Raw genomic sequence first — 23,293 nt, 5'->3', positions numbered from 1 at the left:
AGGTCCGAGGAGGCTTAGGTGAGCAGTTCGTCGAGGTAGGTGGACGGGTCGATATGATGGGGGCTGGTGGCCATCGTGGAGTGCCCTTTCGAGGAGATGTAGGAGTTGACTCGAAAGGTACCTGCGGTGGTCGCCGTCGTCGTTGACGGGGTGGTCACCGGCAGTTACAGATACACCACGCTAAAGGACGTAACCGTTGGGCCGACTCCGTGATGATCAGGAGACACCATTTGCGCCAGCGATCAGGGATCTCTCTGGACTTTCAGGACTCGTTCGGTCATTGGAAGAATCGGGGCATCCTGTTGAACTCAACGTCGACCTCACCGGGGGCGAAGTGCCAGGTCGTGTCGCCTCGGTGATCCATAGTGTGGTCAAGGAATCCTTGAGCAATGTGCGTCGCCATGCTCCAGGCGCACCGACGACGGTGCGTATCAGGCGGTCCGCGCACGCTGGACATGGCGGAGACACGGTTGTCGTCGACATCACCAACGGTGAACCGACACGGACTCCATCCATGTCGGGGCAGGAAGCCGGATATGGCCAGCAGGGCATGCTGGAACGCGTCAACAGCGTTGCAGGGACCCTCGAAGTCGGGCACGCGCTGACCGGCTACCGGGTGCACGCGGAACTACCTGTGGAGGTCCAGTGACTATCCGGGTCATCGTGGCCGACGACCAACAGATGGTCCGCGACGGGTTTGTCACGTTCCTGTCGTCCCGGCCAGATATTGAGGTCGTCGGAGATGCTGGCGACGGTGCCTCCGCCGTGGACCTGGCCGAACAATTGGAACCGGACGTGGTGGTGATGGACATTCGCATGCCGGAGATGGATGGGGTGGAGGCGACCCGTGTCATTACCCGCGCGCGCCAGGCAAGCGGTGAGACCGCTATCCACGTTCTGATCATCACCACGTTCGACATTGACGAGTACGTCTATGAATCCCTACGGGCGGGTGCTGCGGGGTTTCTTCTGAAGGAAGCGTCCGCCAGTGAGCTTGCCGATGCTGTCCGGACGGTGGCTAGCGGTGATGCAATCATTGCTCCGTCAATCACTCGGCGTTTGATCGCGGACTTCGCGCGTCTGGGATGCCCGAGGGCTCCGTCAGTGGAACGGATCGAGGCGCTGACCGTACGTGAGACCGAGGTCCTCACCCTCATTGCACACGGATTGTCCAACGCAGAGATCGCGACGCAGATGTTCGTCGCCGAGGAGACCGTGAAGACCCATGTCGGTCGCATTTTCATGAAGCTTGATCTCCGTGACCGGGCGCAGGCTATCGTCTTCGCCTACGAGACAGGGCTGGTCAAAGCCCGGGACGTCGATTGACTATGGAAGGGTGTTCCGTCACCCTGTTCGCTCCATTGACGCCGCGGTTTCGGCGCCGGTGAACTGGCGTGCCGTGACTGCCGCCCAGAGTGCGTTGCCATCTTGGTAAGGGAGTTCGTCAGTCATGCTGATGTCTCATCTCCGTTGGCCCGGATCGGATGGCGGTGGACGGCCAGTTGGAAGGGTTCGCGCTCAGCGCCTTGTGCAGCGCTTCGGTATCGATGGGGGCCGAGAGGTTTGCCGCTTTGATGATTGCGGACATGTCGAGGTTCGGGAGGCCGGTTTCGGAGAAGGCTTCGGTGATGTTGCTGATTATGCTGAGCTTCCCCGCGTCGATGAGCGCTTTCCCCAGGTCACTTGCGGCGAGATCCGATGCCAGCGCCGTACTACTCAGACCGACCAGATCGAGAAGGTACTCCAGCAGCGCACCGCCGCTCGGTTGCCCGTTTCTACGTGCAAGAGGTTCCAGCGCCACCGCCATGTCGTGCCGAGAAGCGAGATCCCGTTGAAGCACATCGCCGATGATCTCCGCAACGTGGGAGGGATCATGTCCATCACGGAGAAGGTCCGCAACCGTGCGTGTGGGACTTGTTGCCGGCAGGCCCTCCACGATCGTTACCTCGTTAGTGTTGAGTGCGCTGCGGTGCAGGCGAATTCCTCGACGACTCTGCTTCCTGCCCGACACCGTGATCTCCGGTTCATCGTCTAGAAGGTCTCCGAGGTCGTGAAGGTTCGCTGCTGAGGTGTGTGAAATTACCCCCGACGAGACGGGATCGGCAAGCCGGACCTCAGCCAGCTCCGCAGGCTTGAGTGACAGCCACGCGGCGCGCAGTGGAGTGTGCTCGTCTACTGCGGCAGGGATCGCGTAGATTCCACGACCGAGCCGTTCAATCAAACCCGCATCGGCGAGGCGTGCGAGCTGCAGGCGGGTGATGCCTTCAGCCTGGGCCTGGGCAGTTGTGAGCAGGCCCCACTGGCGGGCTGCCAGTCCCGACACTTGAGTTGCAACATCGATCACGCCCATGACTGCGATTGTATCATCTGGGTGATACTAATGAAGTTCCATCTGTAGTTTCTCGCTGTGCTTGCGGTTTCATGTAGACAGGTTCGGTTAGCTGCCCCTCCTACACAAACACCGACTCCGGCTCGGGCCGCCGTTCATTGCGCGCCGCCCGGGCGCGGTCTGCGATGGAGGTGTGGTTGAACAACAGGTTGAGTCCGAAGGCCGCCAACGCGGCCAGGACCACACCGTCCGACAGGAGCGTCTGCGCCCAGCCCGGGAAGTTCGACCAGATGCCGGTGGAGAACTTCGACAACAGTCCGAGTGCGACCGCTATCGCCACAATCGTCGAGTTGACCGTGTCGGTGAGATCCACCTTCCGCAGGGTGTTCACACCCACCGCGGCGATGGAGGTGAACAGGATCAGCGAGATCCCGCCGATCACCGGGTCCGGCAGCGCTGCGATCACCGCACCCGTGGCCGGCGTGAGTCCCAGAAGCAGCAGGATCGCCCCGGCCGTGGCGGTGACATAGCGGGAGTGCACCCGGGTGGTACGCACCGCGCCGACGTTCTGGTTGAAGACGGTGTCGAAGAATCCGTTGAAGATCCCGCCGAGCACGCCGGACGCGGCGTCCCCGACCAACGAGCGGGCCACGTCCGACCGGCTCATCTTCTTCCCGGTGATCTCCGACAGCGCACTCACGCTGGCGATCGTCTCCGCGAAGAGGAACATCATCACCACCGACATCGACAGCACGCCGACCAGCGGGAACTCCGGCGCTCCGAAGTGGAAGGGTTTGACCAAAGCGAACACCGGCTCGTCACCGACACCGGAGAAGTCCAGCAGGCCGGCGGGCCAGCAGACCAGCACGCCGATGATCGTCGCGATGATCAGTGACGCCTTCGCCACCACACCGCGCGCAAGGCAGGACAGGGCGACAGCCACGACAACCACGAGCGCGGCGATGCCGATCGACAGCGGATTGGCATAGTCCGGGTTCTCCTGGCCACCGACCATCGGTTGCCCGACGACAAGGCCGGCGGATACACCGATCAGCGATACCCCGAGTACCAGCAGCACGGTACCGGTGACCAGGGGAGGGAAGTACTTCAACAGTTTGCTGAACGGCCATGCGAGGAGCAGTCCCACCACGCCACCGGCGAGCATGCACCCCCAGATCGCGGGCAGCCCGTACGTCTGCCCGATGGAAATCATGGACGCCACCTGGACGAACGCCGCGCCACCGATGATCGGCATGCGTCCGCCGGCTATCCGTCCCGCCCCGAGCGACTGGATGATGGTGATCACGCCGGCGACGAGGAGGTCAGCGTTGACCAGCATCGCGACGGTCTCCCGGTCGAGTCCGAGTGCCGCCCCGAGCGCAAGCGGGACGGACACGCACCCCACGTACATGATCAGGACGTGCTGGATGCCGTAGGTGAGATTGTGGCGCCAACCGAAGTTGGTGTCCACCGCGGATCCGTCGGTGGAGAACCCAACGTCGGGGTTCGGCTCCGTGGCGGCGGAGGCGGGGGACCGGTGCTGGCTGGCGCGATCGAGAGTGGCGGTCATGGGTGAGGATGCTCCTGAGCGAGACGGTGCTTGAGCGGTGGGGGAGGGAGGGACTACCTGGCGGACTCGGCCTTGCTAAAGTTCGCCGTGATCCGCATGTCGAGGTACTCCCCGGCGGTCATCGGCTCGTACTTCCGGTCCGGGCCCTCGATCACGGCGTCCCGGTCCGCCTGGGCGAAGTAGGGCATGGAGTAGCGCTCCGGAATGTCCACCCCGATGTCGGCGGCCTTGACCCGGTGGAAGTTGGACTTCAGCCGGTCGTCGCTCCACCGCATGAGCATGTCGCCGATATTGCAGGTGAGGATGTCGGTGAAGGCGGGCACGGGCGTCCAGCTCTGGACGTCCTGCGTGGCGTCCGCACCGGGCATGACCTGCAGGCCGGACTCGCCGTCGGTCTGGAACAGCAGGGTCAGACAATTGAAGTCGGTGTGGGCGCCGGCCCGCCAGATGGGTGCGCCGTCCTCGTTGGGGACGTTGTCCGCCGCATCCACGGCCATGTAGTGGATCATGCGCAGGGTGCACTGGTGCAGGTCAGAGGCGGGGTTGTGCACCTTGGTGAAGTAGTCCCGCTCGAAACCGAGCTTCACGGCGAAGAACTCCAGGATGCGCATGGCCACGTCATGGCACCTGCTCTCGAAGGACAGGGCGTTGTCACGGAAGCCCGGCAGTGTCTCCTCGTCGAGCCACAGGCCGTCCATCAGCGGACGGGTGAGCTGGTAGCTCTCTTTCTCATCCGGCGTCCCGGTGGACGGCCGGATCTGGGACTTGTGCTCGAAGCCGACGTTCTTGCCTTTCGGCTTGGCGACAGTCTCCAACGTCTCCTTCGGCAGGGCGAACAGGCGCCGGGACTCTGCGAAGGCCGCTTCGATCTCAGCCTTGCTGATGCCGAAGTTCTTCAGCTGGAAGAACCCGATGGTGGTGGCGGCCTGCCAGAGTTCCTCGGCCTTGGCGTCCCACTCCTGGTCGGTGAGGTCCCAGTTGTTCACGTCGATGACCGGGACGGCCCGGTCGGTGGTCTCTGTACCGACGCCGCCCATCCTCGACTCGAGGTCGAGTTCGGCGTTGCTGTAGTTGTCGGTGCTGCTGGGCGTGGTGGTCTGAACCATGATGGTCCTTTCACGTCACGCGGTTTCCCCTACGGTCGTACGCTCCGTCATCCCGACGCCGTGCGATGCAGACCCGGCTGAGCCGCTGATGGTCTCGTAGTTGCGAGCCGGGATTCGTGCTCTCTTTCCCGGACAGGACTCAATCTACGAAGCGGTCGTTTCAAGGTTGTGCCACTTCTGTGACGTCTGTGTTGCGGGTCGGTCAGGAAACGGTCCGGAGACGGCCCGGGGGCGGAAAAGGCTAGACTCGACGCGACATCAACGAGGCACATCGCCCCTCACACCGGAGGACACACGTGAAGCTCCCGAAGCCTTTCTCCCGTCGTCGCAACGCTGACGCGTCCACCTCGATACCTGCGTCGGACGTGGAGTCTGCAGAGTCTGCAGGATCAGCCGACGTCGGCGACGACGAGCTGTCCCCCGAGTCCAAAGAAGCGCTCAAGGGCATCGCGGACCTGGATGAGCCGGACGGAAAGCTCGCCCGCCAGTTCTTCAAGGCGGTCGACAAGGCCTCCGAGGTTCAGGCACCGGCGATCGAGAAGTACGTCAACCACATCCAGCGCAGGCACGGCCGCAAGTCTGTCGCACGGCAGCAGAAGGTCATTGACAGGCATTTCCGCACTCTGGCGACCGGTACGGGGGCAGGGACAGGTGCGCTGGCGTTCTTCCCCGGAATCGGGACGCTGCTCAGCATGGGCGCGGCCGGCGGGGAGGCACTCGGTGTTGTCGAGGTCTTCGCTCTCTACACGTTGTCCAGTGCGCGTCTGCGGGGCATCGACATCAGCCACCGGGAGGCACGTCGCCGGCTGATCCTGTTCAGCATCGCCGGTGCTGCCGGTAACGAGGCGGTCTCGGCCGCTTCGGGCGCGAAGGGGATCGGTGGCCTCCGGAAGCTGGGCGACGCAAGCGATGCAGAGAAGAGGAACATCAACTCACGGTTGGGGCGTATCGCCTTCCGACAGTTGCGTCGGCGCATGGCGGGGGCGGCCTTCGCGAAGATGCTGCCACTGGGTATTGGTGCGGTGCTGGGCGCACGGGCGAATCGAAAGCTGGCGCACATGATGATCCGCCACACCCATGCGGTGCTCAGTGAGACGGGGAAGCGCGACTGACGCTGCCCAGCCGTGGATATCAATGTCAGGTAAGTGGGGGTCCCTACGGAATAATCAGCGTCAGGGAAGGGAATGAGGTGGTGTATCTGCCCTTGTCACGGGTCAAGAGTCGGTATCCGGACACGGCCGCATGCGCGCCGATGTAGAAGTCCGGAAGCGGGGACCTTCGTTTTCCTCCCCGTCGCCGGTAGTCCAGAAAAGCCTTCCCAGCAAGAAATCCTGCTTCCCAGGGGAGAGGCTCGCGGTGAAAATGATCAGTCGGCAGCAGATGATCCAGCTCTTCGACGGTCTTGAACCCGACTGATACCTCTGAGTAGATGATCGGATTGATCACAACCTTCCCGGTATCAAATGCTCGCGACAGGTTGGTTGTAGACCATTCCGCCCACGTGTCGTCATCCGTGAAGATGTCCAACAGAACGTTGGAGTCGACGAGGGTGATCTCAGTCGTCACGCTCATCACGGAGGAGTTTCATGAGTTCGTCGGTTGTGTGTGACGTGGTTGCCTTGCCCCGCATGCGGCTCACGATTCGTTCCCCGCGGGAAGAAGTCGGCGCGGCATGAACGATACGAAGTGTGTCGCCGTCGGCGATCACTTCTACGTCGTCCCCCTCGGTAAAACCGAACTCGTGGCGGAGCGCAGCTGGGATGGTTACCTGGCCTTTGCTGTTGAGTCGCATGTGACACCTCCTCATACGTATTACGTGAGTTACATGATACGTCGTAGAGGAGCGCGTGTACAGGGGACGACCATGTCGTAGCCGAGGTGAGATGTGCCAGCCGATGCCGCCCCTTGACTGCGACGCAGCGTCATAGTTGAGACTGAGGCTATGGCTCAGCAACGTCGGTGGACGAGAACAGCGCATCGGGCGCACGCGGCGATCACGGTTGTGGTCCTTGTCGCCGTGTTGGTGCTCAACCTGACCAGAACAATTGACAGGTACACGGCGCTGCGACTGTTCCTCGCCGTTGAGGTGCCGCTGCTCGTGGTGTTTGTGGTGTTGACCCTGCTCCGGCTTCGCCGTGTCGCCCGCACTCCTGCCGACGACGACCACAGCATCCTCGACCGCGGCCTCGCGGAGGAGCCGCTGCTCCGTCCTGCCGTGTCGGAACTCCGGTACTACCACAGCCTGGTCCTGGCAGTGGCAGGGAAACCACGGGTGCCGGCAGGCGCGACGCCCTTCGGCTATACCAAGGGGACGATGGGCATTCCGATCGCGATCGGCGTCGTGAGCCTGGTGGAGTTGGTCGTCGTCCACATCCTTGTCCCGTGGCCGTGGCTGCGGATCGTCCTGCTGATCCTCAGTATCTGGGGCGTCCTCTTTGTCGCAGGATTCTTCGCCTCCCGGGTGGTGCATCCCCATATCGTGACGGCCGACAGCCTTCACCTGCGGTGGGGACACGCGACGGTGCTCACCACGTCGCTCGCCAACGTATCCTCGGTGGCACGCCGCACGAACCACGCCCATACCCAGCCCCATGTCGACGGTGACCGATTGATTCTCACACAGTTCCAGAGCACAAACGTGGCGCTGCGTTTCGTAGACCCGGTACCGACGGATGCGCCAGTGCCGAAGAAAGATCGCCCTGGTGATGCCCACGTCACTGAAGTACAGCTCTATGTGGATGATCCCGATGCATTTCTTCAGGCGGTCGCACCGGTGACGGACGGAGCGACGGCGTGAACGACCCGGTACTTCGGAGTCGGGAGGTTGCTGACATCGCCGGGACGACACCCCGGGCCCTGCGGCACTATCACTCGATCGGACTGCTGCCGGACGTCCCGCGCGACCCGAACGGCTACCGGCGCTACAGTGCCCGCGATCTTGTGCGTGTCCTGCGGATCCGCCAGCTCGCTGCGAGCGGCATGCCGCTGCGCAGGATCCGAGAGATGCTCGATCAGGACGTCCGGAGCCAGGATGAGCTCCTGGACGACCTCGACCGCGATCTCGCAGCACAGGCCGCGCGCATTGAGGAGCAGCGAAGGGCGCTCGCAGAGGTGCGACAACAGTCTGTTCGGAACGTCCGGACAGTGTCGGGAGGCCACCCCACAACCACTGAACAGTTCGACCAGGATGTGTGGATGCTCGTGACCGCGACCGGTGACATCGATCCCGACAGTGCTGCCGCCATGCTTGAGGTTCTGCAGGACGGTGACGTGGCGGCCCAGGTCACCGCCGTGGCCACCGAGTTCGAGGAGCTTGCGGACCGGACCCACGTAGATGACGCCGCGGCGGACCAGTTGGCCGGACAGATGCTCCGGCTTGGGCACAGCGTCCTCGCGGCCGCTGGGGTTGATCCCGCCGAGGACGAACGGCCGGTCGCAGCGTTGATCCAGGAGATGCAGGCGGATGCGCTCAGCCCCGCGCAACAGCTGGTGTGGCGTCGGTTCATGATGAAAATGGGTGCGTAACACTCCGGTCAGCCTGTGGTCCGGCGATGCACAGGTTACAGTTCTGTGTGGTCGGTCGCGCCCGTGACCGAGTTTCATCTGGAAGGACACCCCTCGATGCGCCGATTCACCCGTGCCACCCGCGTTCTCGCCACCTGTCTGCTGTTGTCGGCGACGGTCGGTTCCGCCACCGCCACTGCGGGCGTGGCGTTGCCTGCCTCCACGAAGGTGGTGACCTACGGTGACTCCTACACAGCCAACCCGAGTCAGCTCGTCGGCATGGCGAATCAGTATGAACAGCTCAAGCCGTTTCTCACCGACTACCCGCGCACCGGGCAGCTGGAGTCGGGCAAGGAATGCCTGCAGGCACCCGACAACTGGCCGCGGCTGCTGCAGGACGAGGGGATGGACGTCCGCGACTGGTCCTGCACCGCGCAGACGTCTCGTACGATGTTGGACCGTATCGACGCCAGCATCGCCGCCGGGGACCTGACCGCAGACACCGACTCGGTGATCTTCCCGGTGGGCCTGAACAACTTCGGTCCGTGGGGTCAGAAGGACGGCATGGACGTCACTGATTTCGATGCCGTGCAGGACGCCTACGCCGCCGACATGCGCGAGGCGGCGCGGCGCGTCCGTGCCGTCGCGCCGGAGGCGTCACTCGTCGTCAGCGGGATGCCGCAGATCGGCCACGGCGACACCTACTGCATCGTGAATGTGGTGCCTGACCACCCTCAGGGCCTGTCGGTGCCGTACCTGGCGAAGGCCGAGAATGCTGTTCAGGCGATGCAGCGTCAGTCGGCTACGGAAATCGGCGCGCAGTTCGTCGATCTGAAGTCCGCCAGCCAGGGCCATGACACCTGTGCCCCGGACGCCGAGCGGTACATCGCAGGCCTCATCGATACGACCACGCCGGACTACAAGATGATCATCCATCCCTCGCAGGCAGGGCAGCGGTTCATCGCGGCACAGTTGGGGGCGGCGGTGTGATTCTCTGTCGGGGAACAAAGCACTGTGCTTCTCGTGCCAGCAAGGGCTGGCTCCTTCGTCTCTGACGCCAGAACCGAAAACGCGCCTGGACTCGACCTCGTGCAGGAGTCCGAGGATCACTTGGCTGCCAATTACCCCCCGGGGGCAGATATTAATTTCTCTGATGAATTGGTTGTCCGTTAGATTTTCCTCAGTCACGCCGATGACGGACGTGAAGCATCAAGAGGAGAAGCCCATGATCACCCGCAAGCTTGCCGCCGCGGTAGCCACTGCAGCACTCACCCTCGGACTCGTCACTGCCTGCGGCGGTGAAACCGAAGCTGAGGATGCTACCACCAGCGCGACCAGCTCAACCACGTCGCGCACGAGTACTACCAGTGCGACGAGCACCACCGCCACAAGTACCAGCTCCGCCCCCGCCACCAGTGAGGCCGAGCCCGAGCCGGCCAGTGGTGTAGACCCTGACGGCGGTGTGGACGTCGACGTCGACATAGACCGACCTCAAGGCGATGTGCCGGCCCCCGCGCCCGCCTACACTCCGGAGCCGGAGCCGGAATACACTCCGCCGCCCGCACCGGCCCCCGAGCCGGAATACACACCCGCACCCGTTCCCGAAAGCCCCGGCGCAGTCACTGGCCGCACCGTTACGCCCGGCGCGTTCTGCAAGGGCGCTGAAACCGGGATGACCGGCCAGACCGTCACCGGGCTGACTGTCACGTGCACGAAAGACCCCGATGGTGAACGGTCCCGCTGGCGCGAGTAGGCACACGCAACTTCATCCAGAACCCCCGTCGCCGTTTCCTTGCAAGAGACTGGCAGGGGTTCCGGCGAGACCCTGATATGAAAGTCGTTTCAACTATTGTCGGATGCACCCGACCCACGCTGATACGTAGAACAGTTCAGCCAGCTTGGCGAACCACGTCGCTCAGCCTCGGTTCTGCTTGAGGGATCCGATTCAGGGCTTGACGACATGCGACGCGCGTAGTCCCTGCGACAAACCTGACGGCTAGTTGTGGCCTGCTCGCGTCCCGAATACATCGACTGCACAGCATCCCATACTGCGCGATGCGCAGTCAGTACGCGGCACCTGGGCTACCTGTTCGGAGTAATCGCGACACTGCTACAACCTGTCACTCCGGCTCTGCAGTATTGAGAGTCTTCGCTGGGGCTTTCGCCGACACCTGAACACCACCTCCGGCAGAGTACCGGGCGCGGTTCAGCTCCACTTTCCGAGGAGGGGAGGAGGGACGTGTGTCAGTATCAGGCAGGATTCTGGTGAGTCAGTTGAGTACCTGCTGTGCATGCTCGTTCGGCGGGAAGGCCGAGTAGAAGACATGCTCGATCGTGGATTCGCGGAGAACCAGGGTCAGTCTCGTGTACAGGTGTTCGTGTCCCGGCGCACTGGAGGTCGGCATGGTGAGTGCATTGGCCAGGGAGAGAGCTTCGTCGGAGATCATCGCGAATGGGAGGTGTAGTCGAGCCACCAGATCTGCCTGATAGTCAGGGGACTGGCTCGACAGGCCATAGACTCGCTCTGCACCGGCGTCCTGGAGTCCCGGAGATGGTTGCGGAAGGTGCAGGCCTTGGTCGAGCACCCCCGGGCACCGGGGATCTCGTCCCAACCTTGTGGGAGATCCAGACCCGGGCGTCCGAACAGTGGGTAACAGCAGATCACCGTGCGGCCCGCGCCCAGGGTCGCCATGTCCACGATGTCGCCGTCGCTGGTTGGTAGCTCCAGGTGCGGCATGGCGATCCCGGCAGGTGATCAGAGCGGCCATCACACTCCGGGACCGACGGGTCTGCCGGCAGTGTCGTGAAGGCGGTCATTGTGTCCTCCACGGTGAAAGTATGTCCTGCACGGTGGTCGAGGCGTTGTTGCAGTCCTTCCCGACGAGACGCGAGAGCTGTGATCATCTCATCGAGATCGGGAAGGGTGTCGCGGTATACCGCCAGCGAGCTCACACAGTCGTCGCTGTGATCATGGCCGAGCTCCAGACATTCCACGAACGGTCCGGCCCTATTTGGCGCAATGCCGATCCTGCTCAACTCCCGGATCTCGGCGACGGTTCGGAGGTGAAGATCATCGAACGACCGGTATCCGTTGGTTTCCCGGACTGGGACGATCAAACCGAGCCGTTCGTGGTAACGGATGGCCTTGACCGACGCACGTGCTCGCCGAGCCAGTTCTTCGTTGCGCGTTGAGAGCCCCCAGATAATGAGGATAAACCTTGACCTCGGGGGCAAGGTCAAGTCGCCCTTGAGATCGAGGTACCAGACTCGTGGTTGTGTCGTCCGCCGGTGGATAACCCTGAACCACGGCACGGGGTACATGCTCTCGGGTAGCTTTTCGTCCGGAAGAGCAACAGAAGTCGAGCGGCCCACCGCCGCAGAATGTGAGATGTCATCACGATGGTCGATCTCGTCTTTGTCGGGTTGATTGAGTTGGCCGCAGGGGCGCTCCTCGGCTGGGCGGTGAGTGCACAGCACGTGATGCCCGACGTGTTGAAGGAGCTCGGCATCCGCCATCCTCGCCGGATCCTTCAGGCACACATCGACTACATCATCATGGGCGTGATACTCATCGCCGTGGGGCTTGCGGTGCCAGCTCTGTCGACCTGGGTGGGCGTGGTGCTTATTATCGGAACGATCGTGAATCCTGCACTGTTCTTCCCCCTGGCGTTCAGGGCGGCTGTGGAGAAGACCTGGACCTACCGGGTGATCAGCGTCGCATCGTTCGCCTGTGTCAGCGTGAGTCTTGTCGCAGCTGCGCTGCAGTACTGAGTGGCGTGTTCCTCCGTCGTCTTGAGGTTGCTCATGCAGGACAGAGGCTGGTGTCAATACGCCAACCCATAGCCCCTGGTCTATAACCCCGGACGATCGGATGGAACAACAGCCCGAAACATCCCCATTGACGCCAGCGACCTGCCCGCGAGTTTACGAGGGGAAAGATCAAGGTAACGGGCATCACCTCAGGTCTGGTCGCGTCAGTTCTCACAGCCGATACCGTCGCAGTCGCGGTCAAGGTGGGACCCGTACCCCTGCTGGCCCCCGAGAACAGGCGCGGCGCCAGCGGCGCATGCGGCCGTGCAGTTCGCGTAGTACACGCTCTCCGGCTCGGAGCAGGACCTGATGCGGGGGTGCAGGTGCGCTTCGGCGTCGACTCGCGGTGAGGAGGACATCTACGCCAATGATTCCAACGACGGCGACGGTGCTGATAGCACCGTAGCGGCGTGTTATCGGCGCCCTGCTTTAGCCTTGCGGCAGCGAAAAACAGCACTCCGGGAAAGTTCAGTGTGAAGATGGAGCTGAGAAGCGCAATACAACCGATGCCCACGGAGGTTGTGGCGAGGGTGAGCTTGATGGAGCGGGCAGTCAGGCCACGCTGGCCGGGCGTGGTCCGGCAGTAGGGCCGGTCATGGACGAATATCCCCTCGAACCTGATGATGTGGCCTCACCCAGGCGTTCACAGACGGGCACGACCCCACTACGCGCTCGATGACTACCTGACGGTTTTCCCTATCCGCTCCGCAGCATGCCGGGCGGCTGCTTTGGCGAACGGGCCGACACCGGTGATCGTCGCTGAGCCGGGTCCGGTCCAGTCGCCATATCCGACCAGGAGCAACCCGGGTACCTGCGGTGAGCCATCGGCGACGAGATGTCGTACCGGTCCCAATGCCGGGCGGAACCCGGTGCACCAGATCAGCTGATCGGCCTCTACCCCATTCAGGGAGGAGAACATCGGGGTGGCCTCCAGGTCTCCGGTGTCCCGGGCAACACGCACCTGCGGCAGGACGACGATGTCGCCCAAGGCGGAGTCTGCACCAGGGTCACTTTCTCCCCGTGTGATGGCAGCGGCGCGTTCGCGGTTGCGGCGAAATAGCGTTCGGCCGTCGACGTCGTCGGGCATCCACCGGGGCGGATGCCTGGTGTACCAGTTCACTTCACCGACGTCCGGGTCCTCGGTCAGCTCGGCGGCGATCTGCGCCCCGGAGTTGGCCGCACCCACCACCGCGACCGTGCTGCCTCGGAATGGCTCGGGGCCGGGGTAGTTCGCTGAGTGCCACTGAGTGCCGGTGTACTTGCCTGGATAGGAGGGGACGAACGGGGCCGACCATGTACCGGTCGTGGCGACCACCGTTGTCGCCGTCCAGGACCCCGTGCCTGCCCCCGGCCTGGACAGTGACTCGGCGTCGATGCGGAAGGTTCCGTCCTGGTGTTCGACGCGGGTGACCCGTACCGGCCGTTGGACCGGGATCCGGTAGTGGCGTTCATAGGCGGTGAGGTAGTCCACGACGTGCGATGCCGGCGGGTAACCGTCATAGGAGGGCATCGGCGTCCCGGGGAGGTTCGAGAACCCCGCGGTGGAGAAAAGGTGCAGTGACGGCCATACATGCCGCCATGCTCCGCCAGGGGCTGGTTGGTCGTCGAGGACGAGGGTGTCGACACCGGCCCGGAGCAGGTAGAAGGCGGTGGCCAGGCCTGCCTGGCCAGCTCCGATAACCACCGCCTCGTGGTGGTGTGGGCTGTTGTGGACGTGCACGGGGACCCAGACTCCTTACTTGCTGTCCTCTGCGCTGTCGCCGGTGGACGGCCCGGCAACGGCGTCACATAATGGATTGATGCAGTCTTCTCGCCGCAGGCCGAGTGGTTTCTCTCTCGCCGCCGCATCCTACGTCTTCGCCGTCGTGATGGCTGGCACCACGATGCCGACCCCGCTCTACCCCGAGTATGAGCAGACCTACAGCTTCGCCAGTCTCACGACGACGACGCTCTTCGCCGTCTATGCCGCAGGCGTGATCGTTGCTCTGGTGGCATTCGGGCAGGCGTCGGCGCGCCTCGGACGACGTCCCGTCCTCGGGGTCGGGGTGGTTCTGGCGCTGGCGTCGGCGATCGTCTTCCTGTGCGCCGGGCAGTTGTGGATGCTTTACGTCGGCCGTGTCTTGTCGGGCCTGTCTGCCGGCATTTTCACGGCGACGGGGACGGCTGCGGTGATCGAGAACGCGCCGTCGTCACGAAAGAACCTCGCCTCAGCACTGGCGACAGCAGCGAACATCGGTGGTCTCGGCCTGGGGATACTGATGGCAGGTGTCGTCGCGGAGTTGTCACAGTGGCCGCTGCGGATGCCTTTCGTCGTCCACGCCGTCCTTCTTCTGCTGGCAGGGGCGGCGATGTTCGTGGTCCGGGAAACCGTTGAGAGGGATTCGTCCCGGCGGATCCTGCAGATTCCACGTGTTCCGGACGGTGCACGTTCGTTGTTTGTTGCCGCCTCGGTGGGAGCGGTGGCAGGCTTCGCGATGTGCGGGATCTATTCGTCCGTCGCGCCGGGATTCCTCACGTCGGTGTTGGGAATCGGATCGGCGGCGACAATTGGGATTACCGTGTCACTGGTGTTCATCGCCTCGGCGGTTGCTCAGATCCTTCTGCGACCACTGCCGGACCGGACGCTGATTGTTGTGGGTGCGGTCGCGCTGGTTGCCGGTATGGGTGTGCTGGTTCTGGCCTTGTGGGCAGGGTCTCCGGGTGCGTTTATCGCGTCCGCTCTCCTTGCCGGCACGGGGCAGGGTGTGTTGTTCATGACGGGTATGCGAGCGGTACTGGGGAACACCGACGCACAGCAGCGCACGCAGGCAACGACGTCGTATTTCGTCGTGGCCTACCTGTCTATATCCCTTCCGGCGATCGCCGCGGGTGTGGTCAGCACGATCGTTGATCTGAAGACGACAGGTGTCGTCGCCGCTGTGGCCATCGCCGTGGTCGGTGGGGTGGCGGCGCTCAACGCACGGAAGTTTGATGCGGGACGGAGCTCGTGACGGCTTACCGTATCTTCAGTTGTTGCGATGCGTTGACGCAGACGATCAGTGCGGTTGAGGGGTTAGTTGTCCATGCGCTCCAGGGTGGCCCTCTGATGCGGTGTTAGCCAGAGACTCCTTGATCGTGAGACTGCGGAACATACCACTGGCAGGGGCATGAACCGTTCAGGTTCCGCGCATGGGCCGGGCAGCCTCGGAGCAGTCTCATCCCCGGGCGTTGGCGACGTTGGACGCGCTGGCGACCAACCGGCTATGCTCCCGGGCCGCCGCGGCGACGCCCTGGCGACGCCCTGGCGTGGACACCGACGGGTCACGCGCTCCTGGCGCCGCACCCGCCGTTTGATACGAGTGATCCACGAACGCGCCCCTCGTTGCCGCGGTTGGTGTTCCTTGATCAGACAGTGCGCAAGGCCTACGCGGAGTAGCATCCCCAGGTGGGGGACCTAGCGGCGGACGTCCAGATCTGGTTGCAGGCGGACAGTCCAGACCACCACATTGAGGCGTACCTGCCGACGGACCAGGCCTCGGCGGATGCCCTCACGATCCTCAAGGGGCTGGCAGGCGAGTCCGCGTCGCAGACTCGTCCCGGAGCACCGTCACCGGACGGCCGGGGTCCTGTGAATCAGTGATCCATCAGCGGCATTCCGTCAACGAGGTTGTGGAGGGCCAGTGCATCGCGTGGGATGAACTCCGCGATCGTCAGCCCGACCACGTCCGCTGCCTGCGAAAGATCCTCGACAATTCGACGCACGTCAGTACGTGTCAGTCCGCCGGGTACCTGGCCCAACCCGAGCGCAACCTCGTTGCTGTCCACGACGTCGACATCGAGGTGAATAGCGACCTTCGTCGCCCCGATTGACGACAGCCAGTCCACTAAACCTGCGCTGGAGGCCCGGAGGTCCTCGGGGCCGAAAACTGGCAGACGCCAGGCTCCGACGTTGGCGTAAGCGTCGTCGACCCAGTCATGCAGGCCGACGAGTGCGAGGCGGGACGCCGGCACCGTCGTTGGCAACATGTCAGTTGCCTCGGGGTCACCGTGTCCCAGAAGCATGCTGACAGCCATGGCGTGGTAGCCGTCGTAGCCGGTCATGGGTGTGTCCGTGTCAGGGTGGGAGTCGATCCAGATCACGGCCAGGTCGTCACCGTAGCGCTGGGAAAGCGCGGCGAAGGGGGCGACGCTGACCGAACATTCCCCGCCCAGAGTGAGGATCCGGTCGGCATCATGACGGGCGATGGCGTCCCGCGCGGCGGCAAGGGACGCCAGAATTTCAGGACGCGATTCGATGCCCCCGGTGGAAGCGCTTTCGTGGTCCGGGACGGGGACGATCTCGGTTGGTCCGTTGTGGCGGGGAAGGATTGCGTCGAGTATCCGGGACCCGAACTCATATCCGCGGCGCGCCGTGCCGATCGGGAACTCAGAAAGTAGCTCTGATACATTGTCGCGTCCTGCGCCCTGCCATTGTGGCCACACCAGCCGAAGGGTCTGTGCGGCGTGGTTGGTGTTGTCTGTGGTCCTCATCGGGGTGGCCTCCTTAGCTGTGGTGCTGCTCCCATGTGGGGAATGGGCGACACTTTTTCCCGAGGATAGTGACAGTGCCACCACGGGGCGTTGGCAGAACCTCGGTGACAGCCGTCCTAGGAGCATTCTGTCACCGCGGCGAAGCCGGGCAGCGTAGGAAGGTAGTCGCGGCCGGTGACGTCGCCGTAGAGCTCGGGTGTGGAGAACCCTGCCGTGCTCAGCTCGGTGGTGACCTGCGTGGGAGTCAGGCAGTGCATCCAGTTCCAGAACTCGCGGTCCTGCGTGCGGGTGTGGATGGTGTGGTGGTCGAGCACGAGCCGCATCTCGGGGTAGGTCCAGGTGTCGTGTGTGCCGGTGTAGGGTTCGGCAGACCAGAACCCGTCCATCAGATTGGCCCGCGTGTGGTGCTGTTCGGTGACATGGTCGAAGCGCGCTGAGCTGGCGACATCGAACAGGAACTTCCCGCCTGGACGCAGTGCTGCATATACGCGGTCCAGCAGGAGGGCTCGTTGTTCCGGGCTCAGAGCGCAGTAGACCTCGTAGATCAGGATCGCCGAATCGTGATCTGTCCCCAGCTCCGCGCGGAGGTAGTCTCCCTGGCGCAGGGTGACGGGAAGGTTCTCCCGCTCGGCAGTGCGGTGGGCGTGAGCTAGGGCCCGGTGGGAGACGTCGATGCCGAGCACATTGATGCCGCGGCATGCCAGGCGTTCGGCGTAGAGTCCGGGGCCACATCCGAGGTCCAGCACGCGTGATCCCTCAGTGATGTTGAGTGTGGGGATGAGCCAGGCGACTGACTGGTCGATCGTGGCGTGGGCGCGGGAGGCCATCGGCGCTTCGGGGTCGAGGTGCTGGACCAGCATCTGCCGGGAGATGTGCGAATCATCCCAGAACTCTGGGGTGGTGTACGCGCTGAAAGGGCAGGACGCGAAGGACAGGTCATGGTGTATTCCTGGGGTCGGCACATTTTTCGGAGTGCTGGGGCCCGTTACGGCGTGGTACCAGTACCGATACAGTGAGCCAGTAGCGCAGTATCATCCTTGTAGATCGTTAAGATAAGTCATCTTTCCTGGGGAAAATATGGAACTCCGGGCAGCGAGGGAGAGTGGCACATCGTGGCTAGCGGGAACAAGAAGTCCGAGATCATCGACGATTTTACCATTAAGTACCATGCTAATGGCACTACCCGGTGGTCTAAGGGCAGGATCGTCGACGGTGAGCCTGAAGGATACTGGGAGTGGTATCGAATCGATGGAACGGTGAAAAGGTCAGGTTACTTCCGTCGGGGGGTTGCAGTGGGGCAGTGGACCACCTATGACCAGGATGGCGAAGTCTATAAAGTGACGGACCGAGGCGGTCGATGATGTGAGCGTCAGCCTGTCTGCTACTTCTCCCCGTCGAGATCCGGCAGCTCGCGGGGGACGACCTTGCCGACGGCGTTGCGGGGCAGCTCGTCCATGAAGACGTAGTTGCGGGGAACGTTGTGGCGGGCGAGCTTGTCCTTGACGGCCGCCTTGGCGCGTCCCGTGAATTCCTCTTCGTCCGTGCCGCTCTTGAGGACGACGTACGCGCAGAGGGACTGGCCGAAGTCATCGTCATCAACGCCGTGCACGTGAACTTCCTCGACACCGTCCATGCTGGAGAGGATGTCCTCGGTCTCCTGCGGGAAGACGTTCTCGCCGCCCGACACGATCATGTCGTCGCTACGTCCGGCGATGTAGAGCAGACCGTCCTTGTAGTAGCCCAGGTCACCGGTAGCAACAAGTCCCTGAACAGTCTCCTTGTCTACGCCGGGGCGGGTGTAGCCCTCGAACAACATGTCGTTGCCGACGAAGATGCGCCCGATCTCTCCCTCCGGCAGTTCCTGGCCGTCGTCGTCGAAGATCTTCAGGACGGTGGCCATCGGAGGCTTTCCGGCGGTGGTCGGGTGCTCGGCCAGCTCCTCCGGCCTGGCGATGGATGCCCAGCTGACCTCGGTGGAACCGTAGAGGTTGTAGAGGATTCCGCCGAACTTCTCGTTGCTTTCCTCAATCACCGCTGGGGGCAGAGCTTCACCACAGGCGGTGATGACCTGGGTCCCCGGATCGAAATCATCGGGCACGGCGGTCAGCAGGCGGCGCAACATCGTCGGCACGATCGCGATCGCATGGGGCCGGTTCGCCTCGATCAGTTTCACCGCTGCGGTCGGGGAGAACCGGCGCTGGAGTATCAGGGTGCTGCGCAACGCGAGGCCGAGCTGGATCTGTGCGAAACCCCAGGTATGGAACATCGGCGCTGCGATGTAGTACCCGCGGTGGTGCCTCAGCGGGATCCGGGACATGATCGACGACGCCGGCAGGTAGGTCCGGGGTTCTGGTCGTCGTGCGCCTTTCGGTGTTCCGGTCGTGCCCGAGGTGAGGATGATCGTGCGCCCGCGGCGTGGGCGTGCCGGGATCTTGTGCTCGTGGGACGCGGACCGCAGCACCTCGGTCAGGGTCGGCCAGTCCGGGTTCCTGGTCGCATGGTCGTCGGAGTTCGTCGCCTCGGCGACGTTGTTCGCATACTCGACGTCGTCGTACTGGTGGTCGTCAGGGACACGCGCTGCGGTGGTGTGGTTCTCCTCCCAGTTGACGATCACCGGGCACTCGTCGAACTCCGCGGGCAGCAGGGGAATGAACTCTTCGTCGATGAAGAGCAGGTCGAGCTTCTGCTCCTTGATGACCGCGCGTGTCTGGTGTGCTGACGCCCCGGTGTTGAGCAGGACGACATCGGTGCCCAGGCGCCCGTGCGCGCACAGGGCCATGATGAAGCCGCGGTGGTTCCGGGAGAGGATGCCGATCCGGTCGCGCTCTCGCACTCCGGTACGGTGAAGGGCCTTCGCCAGCAGGTTGGTCTGGTTGTGCAGCTCCGCGTAGGTGATGGAACCGGCGTCGTCGACGATGGCCGTGTGGTGGGGGTCGCGTGCTGCGCCGAGGGCGAGGAGGCCGGTGGGCAGGAACTCCCACTGGTAGATGTACTTGAGGGCCTTGCCCATGGCGGCCGGTGACATGGGGCCGAGAACCCCGGACTTGAACAGCGGGAGTGTTCCCTTTGCGAGGACGGGCAGTTGGTTGAGGGTGACGGCGGGACGAGCTGCGCTCATGGTGTTCCTCCGGGGCCTGCGGCCGGTTTGTTTATAAAAGGAGAGGGTTTACGGTGTTTACCGTACCTGTTGACACTGATTGTCGTCAGGGGAACCGGAGGAAGAGCACTATCTCACGCGGCATTCGGCGTCGGCAGAGCCACTGAGAGCCGGGTCTACCCGCCCGCGACCCCCGCCTCGTAGGCTGCGATCACCAGCTGCGCGCGATCCCGGGCATCCAGCTTGGCCAGCAGATTACCGATGTGCGTCTTCACGGTGCGCATGGAAATCGTCAGCGCCGCTGCGATTTCGGTGTTCGACAATCCTCGTGCCACCAGAGTGAGCACCTCGGTCTCCCGCGCGGTCACCCGGTGCAGAGCCGGAGGCTGCCCGTCACTCGGGGCCGTCCTGGGTGCGTGCACGTAGTGCTCTACCAGCCGGGACAGGATCGCCGGAGCGAACAGCGACTCCCCGTCATAGGTCCGCCGCACGGCATCGACCAACTGCTCTGGCCGGGCGTCCTTGAGAAGAAAGCCGCTGGCGCCCGCGCGCAGGGCCTCATGGACGTACTCGTCCAGGTCGAACATGCTCAGCACGATCACCCGCGTGTCGGTGAGCGCCGGATCCGCCGTGATCTGCCGCGTAGCGTCCAGGCCGTCCCCACCGGGCATCCGGATGTCCATCAGAATCACATCGGGCACGAGTGCGCGGGCCTGGCGTACCGCGTCCTCGCCGGTACCGGCGTCGCCCACGGTCGACAACCCTTCCGCACCGTCGATGATGAGCCCCAGGCTGTGCCGTAGCAACGGTTGATCGTCCACCACCAGGACCCGGATCATCGGAGGTCACCGTCCGGAAACCGGACGCAGAGCCGGAAACCACCACGGAATCCCTCACCGTCCCGGAACGTCGCCAGCCTTCCTCCCAGTCCTTCGGCACGCTGACGCAACGCGGACAGCCCGTGCCCTGCCCCAGGCTGCGGACGGTGACCGGCGACCGCCCCGGAATCTGTGACGGTGACGAGTAGGTCTTCGCCGTCCCGTCCCACCTCAACCAGCGCGCGGGCCGGTCCGGCATGGCGCAGGACGTTTGCCAGCGCCTCCCGCACCGTTGCACACACCGCGACCTGGACACCGGGGGAGACGTGGTCGAGCTCGCCGACCCGTAGTTCGGCCGGGACACCCGCGTTCACCGCCGACGACACAATCGCCGGAAGATCATCGATCGTCTCCGCCGGGCGCAGGGGAGCGTCCTGCGCGGCCCCGCCAGGAGAGCGCAGGACGGTGAGCATGCGGCGCAGCTCCGTCGTCGTCTCCCGTCCCGCGGTCTCGATATCAGCCAGCGCAGCCCGACGTTCCGCATCGCCGTGCGGGCCCGAGGCCCCGGATGCTGCCGCAGCGCGGACGGTGATCAGGCCGAGACCGTGGGATACCAGGTCATGCAGGTCGCCGGCGATGCGGAGCCGTTCATTCTGCGTGGCCTTCTCCGCCGCCCACTGCTCCAGGTCAGCCTCGTAGTGGCGTCGTTCCGAGCGGGCCTTGAGCGCCGCGCCGACGGCCAGCGCCATACTGATCCCGACTGCCGTCAGCACCGCAGCCCACGCCGCGACGGGACTGTCGACGCCGATCGCCAGCACCGCGCACAGCACCACGGTGATGGCGACCGTCGCGGCGAGCCAGGTCCGTGAATGCCAGGTCGGCCGGTCATCGTGCATAACTCCGGAGTTTATCTGCCGCAGGCGACGTCCACATCGGACCACGGTACGAGGGACCACCGTCCACGACGCCGGCTCGAAGTCCGGTCCCCGGACCGATGACCACCGGCGGGTGAACCGGATTGGATGAGCGTCATGATCAGTATTGAGAATCTCACGAAGACGCGAGGGAACCGGACCATCCTCGACGACGTCTCCTTCCATGCCAGGCCCGGTACCGTGACCGGCTTTCTGGGCCCGAACGGTGCGGGGAAGTCGTCCACACTGCGCATTCTGCTGGGCATCGACCGGGCGTCCTCCGGTACCGCACTCATCGGCGGACACCGGTACCCGACACTGGACCGTCCCGTCACCCACGTCGGCTCCCTTCTGGACGGCTCCGGCGCCCACCGTTCCCGCACGGCCCGTAACCACCTGGCCTGGGTCGCCCGCAGCAACGGAATACCGCGCAGCAGGGTGGACGAGGTCCTCGAGGCCGTCGGCCTGAGCGACGCCGCACGTACCCGGGTAGGCCGGTTCTCCCTGGGAATGGGGCAACGGCTCGGCCTGGCGACAGCACTACTGGGAAAACCAGACGTGCTGATCCTCGACGAACCGGTCAACGGCCTCGACCCGGAAGGGATCCGGTGGCTGCGCCGGTTGCTGCGCGAGCACGCGGACGCCGGGGGCACCGTCCTTCTCTCCAGCCACCTGATGGGCGAAGTTGCGGAGATCGCCGATGATCTCGTCGTCATCACCGGAGGCCGAATCGTCGCCGCCGGCTCGGTGGAGGACGTCACCCGCGGATACCCCACGCTGGAGGACGCCTTCTTCGACCTGACCGGTGGGACGGGGGCAGGACGATGACCGGAGTGAACAACATCGTCGGTACCGTCGGCGCAGAACTGCACAAGGCCGCCACACTGCCCGCGGTCTGGGCCGGAGCGGCGGTGACCGTGGTGGGCTCGGTGGCGCTGGCCGTCCTCAACGCTGTCAGCGTGCGAGGCGCCGTGGACTCCGGACAGTCGGACCTGATCTCCGGTTCGTCGCCTACCTCGCCGTTCGAGTCCGGCTTCACAGCGGTGCCGATCACCGGTGTCCTCGGTGCGTTGGTCATCGGTGTCGTCGTGATCGGCAGCGAGTACACCGCTGACCGTGCCGAGTCCGGTGGAGGACGCCAGATCGCGACGACCCTGCTCTCGTCGCCGCACCGTGTGACGCTGTTGGTCGCCAAGATTCTCAGCGTCCTGGCTCTCGTCATCGCGACTGCCGTGGTGACGATCCCGTTGTCGGTGGGGGCAGCCTGGGTGGCGACAGGGTCCGTCGCCGAGGAAAGTGTGTCTCTGTCCGACGCTCTGCTTCGCTCCGGCGGCGCGACGCTCTACTGGGCGTGCATGGGACTGATCGCCTTCGCCGTCACCGTCCTGACCCGCAGCGGGGTGATCCCCCTGGTCGTGTTCATCGCCAACAGTTCTCTGGTGTCGGTGACCTTCCTGCTGAGCCAGGTAACCGAGGTGGCGAACTGGTTACCGGACATGGCCGGACGCAACCTCTTCGGCATCGACGGCGCAGACGGAGGCCTGGATCCTCTCCCCGGCGCGGTGGTCATGCTGGTGTGGACGCTGGTGCTGCTTGTCATTGCCAGCGTTGTCTTCGAACGACGGGACGGGTGAGC

The 23,293-nt window shown here is 64.1% G+C and carries 28 protein-coding genes; 13 read left to right on the top strand and 15 right to left on the bottom strand.

All coding sequences use genetic code 11. The features are described from left to right. Positions 1 to 14 precede the first annotated feature (14 nt). Positions 15 to 158, bottom strand: a complete 144-nt coding sequence (locus CGLY_RS17865; RefSeq protein ID WP_227590297.1) for a hypothetical protein — start codon at positions 156 to 158, stop codon at positions 15 to 17. Between the two features lie 122 nt (positions 159 to 280). On the opposite strand from CGLY_RS17865, the gene CGLY_RS14460 reads away from it, so the two are divergent. Together CGLY_RS14460 and CGLY_RS14455 are read left to right on the top strand one after the other, a co-directional pair. Further along, positions 281 to 649, top strand: a complete 369-nt coding sequence (locus CGLY_RS14460) for a sensor histidine kinase (RefSeq protein WP_038550307.1) — start codon at positions 281 to 283, stop codon at positions 647 to 649. Continuing rightward, positions 646 to 1,326 carry a response regulator gene (locus CGLY_RS14455; RefSeq protein ID WP_038550306.1) on the top strand — a complete coding sequence of 227 codons (681 nt, stop codon included), beginning with the start codon at positions 646 to 648 and terminating at the stop codon, positions 1,324 to 1,326. Before CGLY_RS14460 ends, CGLY_RS14455 begins: the two co-directional genes overlap by 4 nt. Positions 1,327 to 1,444: 118 nt before the next feature. Here CGLY_RS14455 and CGLY_RS16895 read toward each other — a convergent pair whose 3' ends face one another. The 3 genes from CGLY_RS16895 to CGLY_RS14440 form a co-directional block, all read right to left on the bottom strand. Beyond that, positions 1,445 to 2,350, bottom strand: coding sequence for a type IV toxin-antitoxin system AbiEi family antitoxin domain-containing protein (locus CGLY_RS16895; RefSeq protein WP_052540293.1), 906 nt, complete (start codon positions 2,348 to 2,350; stop codon positions 1,445 to 1,447). Positions 2,351 to 2,450: 100 nt separating this feature from the next. Then, the gene (locus tag CGLY_RS14445; protein ID WP_052540292.1) at positions 2,451 to 3,899 is read right to left on the bottom strand and encodes a nucleobase:cation symporter-2 family protein; all 1,449 of its coding nucleotides are present in this window, start codon (positions 3,897 to 3,899) and stop codon (positions 2,451 to 2,453) included. A gap of 53 nt (positions 3,900 to 3,952) precedes the next feature. Next, entirely contained in the window at positions 3,953 to 5,005 is a 1,053-nt protein-coding gene (locus tag CGLY_RS14440; RefSeq protein ID WP_038550304.1) for an isopenicillin N synthase family dioxygenase, read from the bottom strand. 296 nt (positions 5,006 to 5,301) lie between these two features. Between CGLY_RS14440 and CGLY_RS14435 the strand changes: the two genes are divergently transcribed. After that, a complete protein-coding gene (locus CGLY_RS14435) occupies positions 5,302 to 6,117 on the top strand; it encodes a hypothetical protein (RefSeq protein ID WP_052540290.1) in 816 nt (271 codons plus the stop codon). 43 nt (positions 6,118 to 6,160) lie between these two features. Here the strand turns inward: CGLY_RS14435 and CGLY_RS14430 are convergent, their stop codons facing one another. Together CGLY_RS14430 and CGLY_RS14425 are read right to left on the bottom strand one after the other, a co-directional pair. Then, the gene (locus CGLY_RS14430) at positions 6,161 to 6,577 is read right to left on the bottom strand and encodes a type II toxin-antitoxin system VapC family toxin (protein WP_038550303.1); all 417 of its coding nucleotides are present in this window, start codon (positions 6,575 to 6,577) and stop codon (positions 6,161 to 6,163) included. Further along, positions 6,561 to 6,797: an AbrB/MazE/SpoVT family DNA-binding domain-containing protein gene (locus tag CGLY_RS14425; protein WP_038550301.1), complete on the bottom strand. Its 237-nt coding sequence runs from the start codon at positions 6,795 to 6,797 to the stop codon at positions 6,561 to 6,563. Before CGLY_RS14425 ends, CGLY_RS14430 begins: the two co-directional genes overlap by 17 nt. Positions 6,798 to 6,947: 150 nt before the next feature. On the opposite strand from CGLY_RS14425, the gene CGLY_RS14420 reads away from it, so the two are divergent. From CGLY_RS14420 to CGLY_RS17625, 4 genes are all read left to right on the top strand, one after another. Beyond that, positions 6,948 to 7,802, top strand: coding sequence for a hypothetical protein (locus CGLY_RS14420; RefSeq protein WP_052540288.1), 855 nt, complete (start codon positions 6,948 to 6,950; stop codon positions 7,800 to 7,802). After that, entirely contained in the window at positions 7,799 to 8,530 is a 732-nt protein-coding gene (locus tag CGLY_RS16890; RefSeq protein ID WP_052540286.1) for a MerR family transcriptional regulator, read from the top strand. Before CGLY_RS14420 ends, CGLY_RS16890 begins: the two co-directional genes overlap by 4 nt. Before the next feature lie 96 nt (positions 8,531 to 8,626). Continuing rightward, on the top strand, positions 8,627 to 9,499 hold the full coding sequence (locus CGLY_RS14410) for a GDSL-type esterase/lipase family protein (RefSeq protein WP_052540284.1): 873 nt from the start codon (positions 8,627 to 8,629) through the stop codon (positions 9,497 to 9,499). A gap of 235 nt (positions 9,500 to 9,734) precedes the next feature. Then, positions 9,735 to 10,262: a hypothetical protein gene (locus CGLY_RS17625; RefSeq protein WP_052540282.1), complete on the top strand. Its 528-nt coding sequence runs from the start codon at positions 9,735 to 9,737 to the stop codon at positions 10,260 to 10,262. A gap of 517 nt (positions 10,263 to 10,779) precedes the next feature. Here CGLY_RS17625 and CGLY_RS17980 read toward each other — a convergent pair. After that, on the bottom strand, positions 10,780 to 10,983 hold the full coding sequence (locus CGLY_RS17980) for a thioredoxin domain-containing protein (RefSeq protein ID WP_265101951.1): 204 nt from the start codon (positions 10,981 to 10,983) through the stop codon (positions 10,780 to 10,782). 187 nt (positions 10,984 to 11,170) lie between these two features. Next, positions 11,171 to 11,830, bottom strand: coding sequence for a MerR family transcriptional regulator (locus CGLY_RS17855; protein WP_081803950.1), 660 nt, complete (start codon positions 11,828 to 11,830; stop codon positions 11,171 to 11,173). Positions 11,831 to 11,908: 78 nt separating this feature from the next. Here CGLY_RS17855 and CGLY_RS14395 point away from each other — a divergent pair, with 78 nt between their 5' ends. Continuing rightward, the gene (locus CGLY_RS14395; protein WP_038550300.1) at positions 11,909 to 12,280 is read left to right on the top strand and encodes a hypothetical protein; all 372 of its coding nucleotides are present in this window, start codon (positions 11,909 to 11,911) and stop codon (positions 12,278 to 12,280) included. 203 nt (positions 12,281 to 12,483) lie between these two features. Here CGLY_RS14395 and CGLY_RS18130 read toward each other — a convergent pair whose 3' ends face one another. Next, on the bottom strand, positions 12,484 to 12,678 hold the full coding sequence (locus CGLY_RS18130) for an excalibur calcium-binding domain-containing protein (RefSeq protein WP_081803949.1): 195 nt from the start codon (positions 12,676 to 12,678) through the stop codon (positions 12,484 to 12,486). A 320-nt stretch (positions 12,679 to 12,998) separates the two neighbouring features. After that, positions 12,999 to 14,039, bottom strand: coding sequence for an FAD-dependent oxidoreductase (locus CGLY_RS14390; RefSeq protein ID WP_038550298.1), 1,041 nt, complete (start codon positions 14,037 to 14,039; stop codon positions 12,999 to 13,001). A gap of 79 nt (positions 14,040 to 14,118) precedes the next feature. On the opposite strand from CGLY_RS14390, the gene CGLY_RS14385 reads away from it, so the two are divergent. The 3 genes from CGLY_RS14385 to CGLY_RS14380 all read left to right on the top strand — a co-directional run bounded on the left by CGLY_RS14385 (position 14,119) and on the right by CGLY_RS14380 (position 15,938). Beyond that, positions 14,119 to 15,309, top strand: coding sequence for an MFS transporter (locus tag CGLY_RS14385; RefSeq protein ID WP_038550297.1), 1,191 nt, complete (start codon positions 14,119 to 14,121; stop codon positions 15,307 to 15,309). 178 nt (positions 15,310 to 15,487) lie between these two features. Then, complete coding sequence (locus CGLY_RS17615) at positions 15,488 to 15,652, top strand: hypothetical protein (protein ID WP_158407402.1); 165 nt, start codon at positions 15,488 to 15,490, stop codon at positions 15,650 to 15,652. 91 nt (positions 15,653 to 15,743) lie between these two features. Beyond that, positions 15,744 to 15,938, top strand: coding sequence for a hypothetical protein (locus tag CGLY_RS14380; RefSeq protein WP_038550295.1), 195 nt, complete (start codon positions 15,744 to 15,746; stop codon positions 15,936 to 15,938). On the opposite strand, the gene CGLY_RS14375 is transcribed toward CGLY_RS14380, so the two are convergent. The 5 genes from CGLY_RS14375 to CGLY_RS14350 form a co-directional block, all read right to left on the bottom strand. Then, the gene (locus CGLY_RS14375; RefSeq protein ID WP_038550293.1) at positions 15,932 to 16,828 is read right to left on the bottom strand and encodes an arginase family protein; all 897 of its coding nucleotides are present in this window, start codon (positions 16,826 to 16,828) and stop codon (positions 15,932 to 15,934) included. The genes CGLY_RS14380 and CGLY_RS14375 overlap by 7 nt on opposite strands. 116 nt (positions 16,829 to 16,944) lie before the next feature. Next, positions 16,945 to 17,790: an SAM-dependent methyltransferase gene (locus CGLY_RS14370; protein ID WP_227590295.1), complete on the bottom strand. Its 846-nt coding sequence runs from the start codon at positions 17,788 to 17,790 to the stop codon at positions 16,945 to 16,947. Between the two features lie 419 nt (positions 17,791 to 18,209). Then, a complete protein-coding gene (locus tag CGLY_RS14360; protein ID WP_038550290.1) occupies positions 18,210 to 19,946 on the bottom strand; it encodes an AMP-binding protein in 1,737 nt (578 codons plus the stop codon). Between the two features lie 155 nt (positions 19,947 to 20,101). After that, positions 20,102 to 20,764: a response regulator gene (locus CGLY_RS14355; protein ID WP_038550288.1), complete on the bottom strand. Its 663-nt coding sequence runs from the start codon at positions 20,762 to 20,764 to the stop codon at positions 20,102 to 20,104. Continuing rightward, a complete protein-coding gene (locus CGLY_RS14350) occupies positions 20,761 to 21,639 on the bottom strand; it encodes a sensor histidine kinase (RefSeq protein ID WP_038550286.1) in 879 nt (292 codons plus the stop codon). Before CGLY_RS14350 ends, CGLY_RS14355 begins: the two co-directional genes overlap by 4 nt. 135 nt (positions 21,640 to 21,774) lie before the next feature. Here CGLY_RS14350 and CGLY_RS14345 point away from each other — a divergent pair, with 135 nt between their 5' ends. Beyond that, complete coding sequence (locus CGLY_RS14345) at positions 21,775 to 22,485, top strand: ABC transporter ATP-binding protein (RefSeq protein WP_038550284.1); 711 nt, start codon at positions 21,775 to 21,777, stop codon at positions 22,483 to 22,485. Continuing rightward, the gene (locus CGLY_RS14340; protein ID WP_038550283.1) at positions 22,482 to 23,291 is read left to right on the top strand and encodes an ABC-2 transporter permease; all 810 of its coding nucleotides are present in this window, start codon (positions 22,482 to 22,484) and stop codon (positions 23,289 to 23,291) included. The genes CGLY_RS14345 and CGLY_RS14340 overlap by 4 nt, the downstream gene beginning before the upstream one ends. Positions 23,292 to 23,293: the final 2 nt, after the last annotated feature.

The sequence above is a fragment of the Corynebacterium glyciniphilum AJ 3170 genome, from assembly GCF_000626675.1.
GTDB classification, from domain to species: domain Bacteria; phylum Actinomycetota; class Actinomycetes; order Mycobacteriales; family Mycobacteriaceae; genus Corynebacterium; species Corynebacterium glyciniphilum.
Note: the sequence above shows the minus strand (reverse complement) of the source record. Positions and strands in the feature narration are given on the sequence as shown.

Bases quoted from the DNA above. Each gene is read 5' to 3' on its own strand.
- CGLY_RS14385 (WP_038550297.1), top strand. From the start codon at position 14,119: ATGCAGTCTTCTCGCCGCAGGCCGAGTGGTTTCTCTCTCGCCGCCGCA.
- CGLY_RS14340 (WP_038550283.1), top strand. From the start codon at position 22,482: ATGACCGGAGTGAACAACATCGTCGGTACCGTCGGCGCAGAACTGCAC.
- CGLY_RS14355 (WP_038550288.1), bottom strand. From the start codon at position 20,764: ATGATCCGGGTCCTGGTGGTGGACGATCAACCGTTGCTACGGCACAGC.
- CGLY_RS14350 (WP_038550286.1), bottom strand. From the start codon at position 21,639: ATGCACGATGACCGGCCGACCTGGCATTCACGGACCTGGCTCGCCGCG.
- CGLY_RS18130 (WP_081803949.1), bottom strand. From the start codon at position 12,678: ATGTCCTCCTCACCGCGAGTCGACGCCGAAGCGCACCTGCACCCCCGC.
- CGLY_RS14420 (WP_052540288.1), top strand. From the start codon at position 6,948: ATGGCTCAGCAACGTCGGTGGACGAGAACAGCGCATCGGGCGCACGCG.
- CGLY_RS14395 (WP_038550300.1), top strand. From the start codon at position 11,909: ATGGTCGATCTCGTCTTTGTCGGGTTGATTGAGTTGGCCGCAGGGGCG.
- CGLY_RS14375 (WP_038550293.1), bottom strand. From the start codon at position 16,828: ATGAGGACCACAGACAACACCAACCACGCCGCACAGACCCTTCGGCTG.
- CGLY_RS14425 (WP_038550301.1), bottom strand. From the start codon at position 6,797: ATGCGACTCAACAGCAAAGGCCAGGTAACCATCCCAGCTGCGCTCCGC.
- CGLY_RS16895 (WP_052540293.1), bottom strand. From the start codon at position 2,350: ATGGGCGTGATCGATGTTGCAACTCAAGTGTCGGGACTGGCAGCCCGC.
- CGLY_RS14430 (WP_038550303.1), bottom strand. From the start codon at position 6,577: ATGAGCGTGACGACTGAGATCACCCTCGTCGACTCCAACGTTCTGTTG.
- CGLY_RS14360 (WP_038550290.1), bottom strand. From the start codon at position 19,946: ATGAGCGCAGCTCGTCCCGCCGTCACCCTCAACCAACTGCCCGTCCTC.
- CGLY_RS17855 (WP_081803950.1), bottom strand. From the start codon at position 11,830: ATGTACCCCGTGCCGTGGTTCAGGGTTATCCACCGGCGGACGACACAA.
- CGLY_RS14440 (WP_038550304.1), bottom strand. From the start codon at position 5,005: ATGGTTCAGACCACCACGCCCAGCAGCACCGACAACTACAGCAACGCC.
- CGLY_RS17615 (WP_158407402.1), top strand. From the start codon at position 15,488: ATGGGCCGGGCAGCCTCGGAGCAGTCTCATCCCCGGGCGTTGGCGACG.
- CGLY_RS14410 (WP_052540284.1), top strand. From the start codon at position 8,627: ATGCGCCGATTCACCCGTGCCACCCGCGTTCTCGCCACCTGTCTGCTG.
- CGLY_RS14345 (WP_038550284.1), top strand. From the start codon at position 21,775: ATGATCAGTATTGAGAATCTCACGAAGACGCGAGGGAACCGGACCATC.
- CGLY_RS17625 (WP_052540282.1), top strand. From the start codon at position 9,735: ATGATCACCCGCAAGCTTGCCGCCGCGGTAGCCACTGCAGCACTCACC.
- CGLY_RS14445 (WP_052540292.1), bottom strand. From the start codon at position 3,899: ATGACCGCCACTCTCGATCGCGCCAGCCAGCACCGGTCCCCCGCCTCC.